At 54.6% G+C, this 11,656-nt stretch carries 9 protein-coding genes and 1 other RNA gene; 5 read left to right on the top strand and 5 right to left on the bottom strand.

From position 1 onward, the window contains the following. Window positions 1-238: 238 nt before the first annotated feature. Window positions 239-421, bottom strand: a complete 183-nt coding sequence (locus OKB87_RS00395) for a hypothetical protein (protein ID WP_223920027.1) — start codon at window positions 419-421, stop codon at window positions 239-241. A gap of 269 nt (window positions 422-690) precedes the next feature. Here OKB87_RS00395 and ffs point away from each other — a divergent pair. Further along, window positions 691-784, top strand: an RNA gene (gene ffs / locus OKB87_RS00400) — signal recognition particle sRNA small type. A 679-nt stretch (window positions 785-1,463) separates the two neighbouring features. Here the strand turns inward: ffs and OKB87_RS00405 are convergent. Then, window positions 1,464-2,390, bottom strand: a complete 927-nt coding sequence (locus tag OKB87_RS00405) for a LysR family transcriptional regulator (protein WP_162498726.1) — start codon at window positions 2,388-2,390, stop codon at window positions 1,464-1,466. Window positions 2,391-2,623: 233 nt separating this feature from the next. Between OKB87_RS00405 and OKB87_RS00410 the strand changes: the two genes are divergently transcribed. Next, complete coding sequence (locus tag OKB87_RS00410) at window positions 2,624-3,463, top strand: EAL domain-containing protein (protein WP_049047141.1); 840 nt, start codon at window positions 2,624-2,626, stop codon at window positions 3,461-3,463. A 203-nt stretch (window positions 3,464-3,666) separates the two neighbouring features. Next, on the top strand, window positions 3,667-5,067 hold the full coding sequence (locus tag OKB87_RS00415) for an EAL domain-containing protein (protein ID WP_270826113.1): 1,401 nt from the start codon (window positions 3,667-3,669) through the stop codon (window positions 5,065-5,067). Window positions 5,068-5,071: 4 nt separating this feature from the next. On the opposite strand, the gene OKB87_RS00420 is transcribed toward OKB87_RS00415, so the two are convergent. Next, on the bottom strand, window positions 5,072-5,947 hold the full coding sequence (locus OKB87_RS00420) for a LysR family transcriptional regulator (RefSeq protein WP_270826114.1): 876 nt from the start codon (window positions 5,945-5,947) through the stop codon (window positions 5,072-5,074). Between the two features lie 157 nt (window positions 5,948-6,104). Here OKB87_RS00420 and OKB87_RS00425 point away from each other — a divergent pair, with 157 nt between their 5' ends. Then, window positions 6,105-7,538 (top strand): glycoside hydrolase family 1 protein, encoded by a 1,434-nt coding sequence (locus tag OKB87_RS00425; protein ID WP_270826115.1) that lies wholly within the window; start codon window positions 6,105-6,107, stop codon window positions 7,536-7,538. Window positions 7,539-7,651: 113 nt separating this feature from the next. Here OKB87_RS00425 and OKB87_RS00430 read toward each other — a convergent pair whose 3' ends face one another. Together OKB87_RS00430 and OKB87_RS00435 are read right to left on the bottom strand one after the other, a co-directional pair. Next, window positions 7,652-9,577: a putative bifunctional diguanylate cyclase/phosphodiesterase gene (locus OKB87_RS00430; RefSeq protein WP_270826116.1), complete on the bottom strand. Its 1,926-nt coding sequence runs from the start codon at window positions 9,575-9,577 to the stop codon at window positions 7,652-7,654. Next, on the bottom strand, window positions 9,577-10,062 hold the full coding sequence (locus tag OKB87_RS00435) for a molybdopterin-dependent oxidoreductase (protein WP_201905643.1): 486 nt from the start codon (window positions 10,060-10,062) through the stop codon (window positions 9,577-9,579). The genes OKB87_RS00430 and OKB87_RS00435 overlap by 1 nt, the downstream gene beginning before the upstream one ends. A gap of 302 nt (window positions 10,063-10,364) precedes the next feature. Here OKB87_RS00435 and OKB87_RS00440 point away from each other — a divergent pair, with 302 nt between their 5' ends. Next, the gene (locus OKB87_RS00440; protein ID WP_270826117.1) at window positions 10,365-11,654 is read left to right on the top strand and encodes an HD-GYP domain-containing protein; all 1,290 of its coding nucleotides are present in this window, start codon (window positions 10,365-10,367) and stop codon (window positions 11,652-11,654) included. Window positions 11,655-11,656: the final 2 nt, after the last annotated feature.

Consider the following 11,656-nt stretch of genomic DNA (forward strand, 5'->3'; position numbering starts at 1 on the left):
CAGGTATGCAAGGCATCAAGCCGGTAGCGGTGCTTGGCTCGGCAACCACGGCACCATGATTGTATCCTGGTTACACCAGCCATCCGTCTGAATCCGAATTCTCCTGCCCGATAGAACACATGAACGCCAGCCTGTTCTGAACAGTTCGGGCAGCTTTTGAGTTTCTGCCCGTTTTGATGGAACACAACAGAATGATTGAGTGGCTGGCCACAAGAACACTGGTCGGTCATCGGCGATCTCACTTACGGCGGTTGTCGGTTTCTTTGGCTACCCCTTTGAAGGGTTCTCCATCTTGTTTCTGGTCGATAAAGCGGCCAGTGTCAGCGTCCCGTTTCACCCAGTTTCCAGTCACCGGATTTTTTACCTGGGTACGGTCGTTGACGGAACCTTGTCGATAGCCTTTGCCTGTGTTCGTAGCCATATGTCACCTCGGGTTTAAGTGAGACCCAAAGTTATCATTAGATGTCATTTTGCTCAACATGGGGTTGATTGTTGAGCTGCTGCGGGAGGGGATGGGGTCTTTAATGAGGTGCTTGCAGTGTACGGGGGAGGGCGGGTAGGATTGCCCTGTTTGTTACCCATTTAAGCATGTCCACTTGATGTGGATGACCGTACTTGCGGCGGATTCTCGCTTGTTGAGGTTTCAGAACACTGTGATGGCAATCAGTTCCATCCCCAAGTGCCTGATTTATTTGGGCTCGCATTGATAACCCGTCGACCTGGTCAGGACCGGAAGGTAGCAGCCAAGGCGGGGGACTCGAGTGCCGGGATGTGGCTGGTAGGGCCACCACTTGTTTCTGCAATTCAATAAGTTACAGCTAATTACCCCCTTCAGACCTCTTGGTCATCTACTTTGTGTGGATGAATCAGGAGTCTTCTCTGTGAATCTCTCGCTCAGTTCCCACGGCATCTGGTGTTACCGGAAAGTCACCACGCTTCTCTGTGGTCGTCCTACAGAGAGCAAAAATCCCTGCATACCCGAGACAAGCCTTGTGCTTTCCACAAGGTGACCCAGTTGTCGGCCAAGTCCAGACCAACATCTGGTGTGTCGCCTGTCGCACAGCCAGAGACCGCCTGGCAGCAGTGATTGGCCAAGATGATGGCTCCGGCGGTTATGTCGCTTGTACCACTCCTCCTGGCCCCAAGTCGTAGATATCCCAATAGAAGAGGGCAGCTCTTTGAGCCTGTAGCCAGAGTCATCTTCATCCAGGCACCAATGCCTGCGGCTCAGCGGGTGATAGGCAATGACATCTGTGGCATTGTGTCAAAATTCACGCCGCGGCGGTTTAATCAGTGGAGTGTGCCGGGCATCACCAGAATGGCAGGATGGGGGCACTGTTCTACCTGCCTTTGTGCTGGGATAGCAAGATATTCCGTGGCTATATATGTTCTCTATGTTCTCTATGTTCTCTATGTTCTCTATGTTCTCTTGGATTGTGGTCAGGCAATTTAGACCGAGATAATCAACATGTGAGCGGCAGTGCATGTTGCACATAATCGGTTATGTGATCGATCACCTGATTGACGATGAAGGGTTGATTGTCTCTGCGTCGATAAATGAGATATATCTTTTGATAGTGATTCAACCGGTAATCGAAGAGTGGTATTAGCCTTTCTGAATCGAGATGCTCCTGTACCGTGTAGTAGGGTACATAAATAATGCCGAGACCATTTTTTGACATTTCGATAGCGGTTGACATGTTGTTGCAACTGATCTTGCCTGCGATATCAATTTTGACCTGTTGCTTGTCGATGGTAAATATCCACTGCCTCCCATCTTTTGCAGGGAGCATGTTATCTTCCCAAATGATACAGGCTGCCTTGCTAAGGAAGGAGGGATCATGAAAAGTGGTATTGAACAAGGTTGGTGAGGCAAAACAGTTATAGCCTATCTCGGCAATCTCTCTCACAATGATGTTATCATCCTTGGGTATTGTGGAAGAGACAATCAGATCCCATTCATCATTGTTATCTGGTGCATACTCTCCCAGGGTTGCAATGAGTCTGATGCTGACATCTCCCTGTATTGTCGTCAAACAAGGTGAAATTTTGCTGGCGATGAAATTCAAGGCAAGATCATCCCCGTATATATAAACTTCACCACAGGCCGAGTTTTTATAGCCCGCGATAAAATTATCCAGTTCACCATAAGCCATCAGAATATTATCCACTTTTTCAATGAAGTTTTTTCCCATTGTGGTGGTGGTAACACCAGCATTGTCTCTATTGAATATTTTAAAACCGAGACCTTTCTCCAGATCACTGATGATCTTGCTGACGTACGGTTGGTGAGAATTGAATTTGACTGCGGCCGCGCTCATGCTTTGCAACTCATCAACTGTTTTTGCAATGATGAGTGATTTTAATTTTATGGATGTAAGTTTTTTCATCTCTGACCACAATAATAAAGTAACGTTAGAGAGATATTATTTCATGTTTCTTGAATGGCTTGATATACAAGAATTGTTATGGCGACATATACTTTTTTTGTGGTGACAGTTTTGCCATACCTGTGTAAAAAGGCAAAAAGGATAAATCATCAAGAAATACGTTATTGTAGTATGCGCCAGCTACTGGATTCAGATGGGCTTATTTATGATTGTATAAAGCACGGAGGGGAGTTATGTCTGGTTTGATTGCGGAGCTCAGAGATAAGGGTGTTGATCTGCAACCCTATCGGCTGATGGGGATTGAACAAATCGAATCATTCAATGCAAAACGCCGATCCTTGTTCAACCCAGCCATCATACATTCGCTCAAACCGCTTGTGCAGGAGTTGTTCACTGCCGATTTCATAAGAAATCATATGGATGCATCTTTAAATGGTGCTGCTGTTGCAGATGAGCGATTATCTGAGTTGTTCTATCGACCTCATGACACCCAGTCTGCGGTTGCCTTTTACAATAGTTGTGATGCCATCTCGCTTGTCGAATTGACACTATTGCAATTAAGCGATGCACTGTTGAATGCTTTGAGAGAAGAATCAACCGCTTTATTTTTTAAAGTAGAATCCAGAGTGTTATATGCGCTTGGGGATGCTCTGATTTACTTTTCGGAGGTATTTTTAGAACATGGTGTCAGGCTCCATATAGAAGTCAGCCAGTATCCTTTTATATCAAGTGCATTACCAGTAAGCACCCTGGTGAAATTGCATGAACATGGCGTCATTTTGGTGATGGACAATTTCGATTGGCGAGGTGGTGACTGGCGTGAGCGTTACCTTTCGAGTGGGATATTCAGTTGTGTAAAGTTTGATACGCCTCCTTTGTTGCAAAGCGAGATAAATGTTTTCAAAGATGCATTGTTGTCATTGCAGGAAACTTTCAGGATGAAAACCATTGTCAGCAAAGTGGAAACAAAGAGGCAGAGCGAGGTGGTGCTCTCCACTGGCTGTTGGGCAGTGCAGGGTTTTTATTACGCCAGGCCAAGAAGTGTCAATTTGATGGACCTACAATCATTGTGAAGTGGCTTCACTATCACCGCTTGTTCAGATTGAACGCGAGCATATGTAACGCGGTTGCCCTTGCGATGTGTATTATATTCTCTATCCTTGTCATGTACGCAGTATTCAATCATGAAAAGCGAGATGTTATTGCGCAGAGCAACAGAGATGCCCGTCGAGCTATATTGGGTATTAACAATATTTTTCAAGTGGTGGAAGGGGGGATGGATGACATAGTGGCGCGCAGTAAAAAAGTGGGCTGCCCCGAGTTGACAAAGATGCTGGTTGATACCGCAACCCGCAATGCTTATACCATGATTTACTCTTTTCTGGATCAATCCGGTGAAATTTGCTCATCCTACAAAGACAACAGCCTGAATATTGCTGGTATTGTCTCGAGGCTTAACGCGTCGGCACGGCAGGAAGGTGTTTATCTTGATGTCATACTCGGTCATCCTGTATTTTTGCTCTCTCGACATGGCCCAAGTGGCAGCATCATGGCCTTCATCGATGCAAGATATATAGCGGATCTGATTGCCGACAACAATAGACTGAACAATATCGTCAATTATAAATTGACCATAGACATGATACATGACACTCAGTTGTTGCAGGGGATAGGGCTGCAGATTGATAGTGCTCCTCCTGCTACCGTATTGAGTCACTCAGATAAATATGGTTTTGGTATTGTTCCTTATATTGAAGGTGACCTCTATATCATCATGGCGATGATGGATAGCTATGGCTGGTTGATGGTGGCCATCATGGTTCTCTCGCTTGTTGCATATATGCTGATACGGCACTGGCTTGCCAGCATTGATTTCACTGAGATCGATATACGCAAGGGGATTGCCAACCATGAATTCATACCCTATCTCCAACCCGTGGTTGATAGTCGGTCACAAGCGGTAATTGGCAGCGAAGTGCTGGTGAGGTGGCGTCATCCTGTATACGGGCTGCTCAGCCCTGCTGAGTTTGTAACCCAGGCAGAACGGAGCGGATCCATCATTCCCATGACGGAACGGTTGATGGCGTTAGTTGCCGAAAAAATCAGCGTGGCTGACGTCACACTGCCGCCGGGGTTCACCATCAATTTCAATGTTACCCTTTCACATCTGCTCAATCCCTCCCTGAAGATGGCCTGCGAAGCATTTTTGAAGGCGTTTGAAAGAGGTGACAAACCCAGACTATGTCTTGAGCTGGTGGAGCGGGAATCACAATTGCATCACTCTGAACCGGTACTGATGGGGGCATTCAGATCTCTGCAAGCATCCGGTGTCTGCTTTGCCGTGGACGATTACGGCACCGGCTACTCGTCCCTAAAGCACATCCATTCGTCTTTTATCGGAGCCATCAAGATAGATAGATTGTTCGTGCAGGACATTGAACGGAGCACGATGGCCTATCAGATCGTGATGAATATCATGGACCTGGCAGATCGCATTGGTGCCAGCGTCATTGCCGAAGGCATTGAGACGCCGGTGCAGGTAGCACTGTTAAGAAAGGCAGGGGTCGATCGCTTTCAGGGGTATCTCTACGGCAAGCCGATGCCGCTAGATACCTTCATCGCTCACTATCTGCCTGCGCAGCACGACATGCGTCTATCGGGCGGTAGCAGGGGTTAGCCTGCTATGACGCAGGGCCCGGTTCACTCAGATCGGCGACAATCTGCCAGAAGGCGTCGATGAGCGGGCCCTTGCTGTGGGGTGGGCGGATGAGGCCGATGATCCAGCTCGCCTCGGCATCACGCAGCGGCAGGGTCAACACATCCGGATGTTCTATGGTGGTGGAGGAGGGCACCAGGGTCCAGGCGATGTCGGCTGCGGCGGTGGCAACGCCGGCGGCGAAGTCGTTGACGTACTGGATATCGCAAAAGCGCAGCCCGCTCTGGGCCAGATAGTTCATCAGGTGATCATAAAACGAGGGGGCCTTGTCCCGGCGCAAGATAGCCAGCGGCTTGTCCACCAGATCCGCCAGTTCGCGCACGCCGGCGTAGCTGGCCGGCAGCACGGCGACAAAGTGTGCCCGAACCACCGGCTGACAATGCCACCCCTTGGGAGCGGGCAGGCGGCAAAAACCGAGGTCCAGCTTGCCCTCGCTCAAGGCCAGCAACTGGTGGTGAGTAGAGAGATCGTTGAGCTCTATGGTGACCTGCGGGCGTTCGGTGCGAAAACGGGCGATGGCGGCGGGCACCAGGATCTTGGTGGCAACCCCGAAGCCGATGCGCAGGGTGCCGCTGTTGCCCGCCAGCACGTCACGGGCGGTGCGACCGAGCTGCTCGCTGGCCGCCACCACCGCGCTGGCATCCTGGTAAAGAGCCCGCCCCAGCACGGTGAGGCGGGTACTGCTGGCATTGCGCTCGAACAGCTCGCCGCCCAGCTCCTCTTCCAGCCGCCGTATTTGCTTGCTCAGGGCCGACTGGGTGACGTGCTGGCGTACCGCTGCCTGACCGAAGTGCAGCACTTCTCCCAGGGTGACGAAGGCTTTCAGATCCCGTAACTCCATCCCGGCCCCTATGATTCCTGCTTGGAATGTTGAATGGTTTTATTTGTCATTGGACGGAATTTTATAACTGTTCGATGCTTATGCCAATTCCATTGGGCGCCGCCAGTCGGCGCGATAAAGGTGGCCGGTGCCACCGCCGCAGAAGGAGCAACCCCAGATGCATCACCACAAGTTCAACGACTTCCCCGCCGATTTTCTATGGGGCGCCGCCTCCGCCGCCTACCAGGTGGAAGGGGCCTGGAACGCCGATGGCAAGGGCCCCTCGGTGTGGGATCTGTTCACCAAGCTGCCGGGCAAGACCTTTGAGGGCAGCAACGGCGACGTGGCGGTGGATCACTATCACCGCATGGAGGAGGACGTGGCGCTGATGGCGGAAATGGGGCTCAAGGCCTACCGCTTCTCGGTGAGCTGGCCGCGTATCTATCCCACCGGCCGCGGCGAGGTAAACGAGGCGGGGCTGGCCTTCTACGAGAAACTCATCGACACCCTGCTGGCGCATCAGATAGAGCCGGTGCTCACCCTCTATCACTGGGACTTGCCCCAGGCGCTGCAGGATGAGTACGGTGGCTGGGAAGACCGACGCATCATCGAGGATTTCGAGCGCTACTGCGTGACCCTTTATCAGCGCTTTGCCGGCAAGGTGAAATATTGGGTGTCGCTCAACGAGCAGAACTACAACCTGACCAATGCCTATCAACTCGGCACTCATCCGCCCGCAGTGCAGGACCGCAAGCGCTTCTTTGCCGCCAACCACATCGCGTTTCTGGCCAACGCCCGGGTCATCAAGGCGTTTCGCCAGCACGTGCCGGGGGGGCTGATCGGCCCAAGCTTTGCCTATTCGCCCGCCTATCCGGCGTCGTGCGATCCCAAAGACATGCTGGCGTTTGAAAACGCCGAGGAGTTCACCAACCTCTGGTGGCTGGATGCCTACTGCTTTGGCCGTTATCCGCAGGCGGCGCTTGCCTACCTGCGGGAAACCGGCGAGGCGCCGGATATCCTGCCGGGCGATCTCGAGCTGCTGCGGGAAGGGGCGCCCGACTACATCGGGGTCAACTACTACTACACCCTGACCTTTACCGACAACCCGCTCGGCGGCCAGACCCTGCAGCGCATCAATACCACGGGGCAGAAGGGCACCACCCCCTCGAGCGGCATTCCCGGCCTCTACAAGACGGCCCCCAACCCGCACCTGGAGACCAGCAACTGGGACTGGGCCATCGACCCAACCGGGATGCGCATCGCCCTGCGCCGGCTCTCCTCTCGCTACGGTCTGCCGCTGATGATCACCGAGAACGGCCTCGGTGAGTTCGACAAGCTGGCAGCGGGAGATCGGGTACACGACGACTACCGCATCGACTATCTGCGCAGCCACGTCAAGGCGTGCCAGGAGGCGCTGCAGGACGGGGTGGAGCTGCTGGGCTACTGCGCCTGGTCGTTCACCGACATTCTGAGCTGGCTCAACGGCTACCAGAAGCGCTACGGCTTCGTCTTTGTGGAGCGTGACGAGCAGGGCGGCTCCCTGCGCCGGCTCAAGAAGGACAGCTTCTACTGGTACCAGACGGTGATAAGCTCGGGCGGCAAAACGCTCTAAGCAAATCGAGCAGCAGTACTTTGACAGGCTCCGCCCACCGGCGGGGCCTGTTGTTTTTGGTGGGAACGAGACGGTGAGGCGAAAGAGGGGGTGGCCCGCAATGGGATGTGCGTTCAGTGATAGCTGACGTCCACGCTCTCCTCGGCGCTGTGGGCCAGATGGGTCATGGCATAGATGAAAAATTCGGCAGGGGAGAGCGGCTTGGAGTAGTAGTAGCCCTGGATCTCGTCCACCCCGATATGGGCCAGCTGCTGCAGTTCATGCAGGCTCTCCACCCCCTCGGCCACCACTACCAGCCCCAGCTGATGGGATAGCTTGGTGATGGACTCGACGAACATGAATTGCCGCGGGTCGGTCTCGATGTTGCTGACGAAGGACTTGTCAATCTTGAGCTTGTCAAAGCTCAGAGACATCAGATAGGAGAAGGAGGACCAGCCGGTGCCGAAATCATCCAGTGCGATGCGCACGTGGATCTGTTTGAGCTCCTTGAAGATGCGCTGGCTGAGCGGCAGATCGTCGAGGGCGATGGTTTCGGTCAGCTCCAGAATAAGCTGTTCGGCGCGCAGCGGGCTCTGTTGCAGCATCTCGTTGACCTGGTGGAACAGGGCCGGGGTGAACATGGAGTTGGAGAGGTTGATGGCCAGCTCCAGCTTGTCCACGAAGCTGGCCGGCAGTTGCGACATGTCGTGGTTGACCCGGCTGAAGATCCATTTGCCGAGCAGTTCGCCGAGGCCGTTCTCCTCCGCCATGGCGATGATGTCCAGCGGGTTGATGAAGCCGTATTCGGGGTGATGCCAGCGGATCAGCACTTCGGCGCCCATGTTGTAGGCATTGCCCGGTTTTATCACCGGCTGATAGTGCAGATAGAGGGTGCTGTTGGAGATGATATTCAGATGTTCACGCAGCTCGGCGGCCAGTTTCCGGTTGCGACTGTAGTGCTCGAACATCCGGTGGTTGAACACCTGCAGGTGGTTCTCCTTGAGCTTCTTGGCATTGGCGAGGGCAATGTCGGCGAACAGGATCAGCTCCTCGATCTTGTGGGCCATGATGGGGTGCTGGCTTATCCCCATGCTGACGCGCACCCGGTGCGCCGGATCGGCCTGAAAGACGGTGGGCCTCAATTCAGCCAGCAGCCGGACAAGGTAGGGAATGCGGTATTCGATGGGCATGGCGCCATAGATGAAGAGGGCAAATTCATCGCCGCCCATGCGGGCGATGAAGGCCTGGTCATGGGTATACTCTCTGATCTGGTTGGCCACCATGGTGAGCAGTTCATCCCCGGCGGCATAGCCCAGGCTGTCGTTGACCTCCTTGAAGTTGTTCAACTCGACCAGGCAGATGGTCAGAGTACAGTCGGCGGGCTGTTTGCCCTTGGCCAGCCGCTCCAGCCGGGTCATGAAGGCGGCCCGGTTGGGCAGCAGGGTCAGTGGGTCGTTCCAGGCCAGGAAGTATTGCAGCTTCATCTCCCGGGAGACCACGAACAGGATGAGCAGGCCGATGGCCAGCAGGGCGACCAGTACCAGTACGTGCCCTTCTTTGGACTGCTGCAGCTCCTGACGCTGCTTGATGGCGGAGGGGCCGGTGAAGTTCATCACCATCAGATCCCGGATGGAAGGCAGCAGCTTGTTCATTCTGCCTTCCATCTCGGCCAGCCGGGCTGAATCGGGGGTGGGGTTGACCACGTCCTGCTCATACTCCTTGAGCACCTCAAAGAAGGCGCCGACTCTCTCGCTGGCCTGGTAGCGGGAACGAATAAGGGCGGTCTCCTGTCCGGTCAGGAAAATGTCCAGCCGGTTCCAGGCGATGTCATAGGCCTTGTTCAACTGCCCGGCATCGGTCTGGCCGCTGCGATACAGCGACAGCTGCTCGTCAAAACCGTGCAGCTCGAGCTCCAGCTGGGCCAGAGACCAGGCGGAGAGCTGGTTGTATTTGACCATGTCATTGAAGGTGCGATCGTAATTGAAGAGTGACCAGATGGTCACCCCCAGAAAGGAGACCATGATAAAGGCAAGGGAGAGGAACTTGCCCTTGATCATCATTACATCCCTTCAAGCTTGAGCACTTGCCACACCATCAGGCTGTGATATTGCTCGATATTGAGCTCGGGGTGGTCCGACAGGGGGTAGATGACCCAGACTGGGCCCTTGTTGCGCAGGGTCAGTGCCTTGCCATCTTCCTCGATGGCCAGCAGCACGGGGTATTTCTCGACATCTTGCCGCGGGATCACAGCGAAGTAGTCGTTCTGGGCCATCACTTTTATCTTGTCGGCAGTGACGCCGAGGGTATCGAGCAGCGTCTTGAGCAAGACGCCGCGATAGACATGGGAGCCCTTGGTCCAGGGAGTGGTAGTGGTGACGCTGGCTTGCGGCAGCGCCTGCAGCTGGGCGCGGCTGTACTCCATCTTGTCGGCGTTGTTGCAGCAACCCTTGGCGGCGACGCTGAGGATAACTTCATCGGCACTGTAGGCCTGGCCGCAGAAGAGTAAAGACAAGAGGTAAAACAGGGGTAAGGTTAGCGCTTTCATGGTCGGTTCCTTATGGGCAACTTATTGATATCCAGCCTGTTGAGGCCGTTTCGCTCTAACCATAGACCATTTCCGAATGGCTATTGATGATGGTTTCAGGTAACCACAAGGTCTCATTTTTTTCACATCTATTACACAACCGGCACGTGCCTTGCCAAATTGATCCAACTCATCTTTTTATCAATTAGATGAGTGGTATCTGGGTGAGGCTACTACCAGAGTTCATATTCTGATTTAAATTCAATGTGTTTACCCGGCCCCAGACACGGGATGTTTCACGTTGGCAGATGTGGACACGCATCATGAACAGCAACACCCCATACACCCGCAGCGGTGAGCACGTTTCCCAGCAGGTTGATCTGCGCCAGGTGGTATACGCCTTGTCGGCGTCGCTGGATCTGGTCGGCATCGGTGATGTGGCACACGGCAAGCGGGTCGGCATCATGGCTGCCGAGTGCGGCAAGGCGCTGGGAGCAAATGCCAGCGAGCGAGCCTGTCTGTTCGAACTGGGGGTGCTGCACGACATCGGCGTCTCCTCCACCTTCATTCATTGTCATCTGGTCAGCGAGTTTGACTGGGAGTCCTCTCAGTTCCACTGCGAGGTCGGTCATGACCTGCTAAAGGACTTTCCGCCGCTGGCGCCCCTGGCGGAACCCATCCGTTATCACCACACCCACTGGCACCGGTTGGTACAAACCCCTGGACTGGCGTCGGGCGTGATGCGCCAGGCCAATCTCATTTTTCTGGTGGACCGGGTGGATGCCCTGGCGGCACCCCATTACGGCGACGGCTCCCTGTTGATGCACACCCACGAGATCCGGCAACGGATTGAGGCGTGCGCCGGCGAGTTTTTCGATCCCGAGCTGGTGGCGGCCTTCCTCTTGGCATCCCGCTCAGAGGCGTTCTGGCTGCAACTGGAGGGGCGCGCCATCAGCGACTACATGCACGACATGCTGAGCGAGCGGGAACCCTGTCTCACCAGCAACGGCGAGCTCAAGCAGCTGGCGCGGATCTTCTCGGCCATCGTCGATGCCAAGAGTCCCTTCACCGTGGCCCACTCCCTCGGCGTGGCCAGACTGGCCCGGCTGCTGGCCGAGCTGATGGGCATTGAAGAGGGGCACTGCGAGCAGCTGGAGATTGCCGGGTTGCTGCACGATCTCGGCAAGCTGCGGGTGCCTGACGAAATCCTCGACAAGGCGGGGGCACTCGATGAACGGGAGCGGGCCATCATCAATACCCACAGTTTCGAGACCTACCAGATCCTGCGCCATATCGACGGCTTCGAGGCGATCGCCCTGTGGGCTTCCTATCACCATGAAGAGCCCAATGGCTGTGGTTACCCTTTCCACCTGACCGCCGAGGCAATGCCGCTGGAGGCGAAGATCCTGCGGGTGGCCGACATCTTCCAGGCCATGGTGCAGAACCGACCCTACCGGGAGGGGTTGAGCGCCGGGCAGGCGCTCGGCTTTTTGCAGCAACTGGCCAACCAGCGCCGGGTCGATGTGGAAGTGGTTGCGACCCTGGCCGCCCATCTGCCGCAGGCGCTGTGTGCCGCCTGCGGGCAGGCGCCTGACGTCAGCTCAAGTCACTGACG

Source organism: Aeromonas sp. Y318-1, from assembly GCF_027706125.1.
Taxonomy (GTDB): domain Bacteria; phylum Pseudomonadota; class Gammaproteobacteria; order Enterobacterales; family Aeromonadaceae; genus Aeromonas; species Aeromonas hydrophila.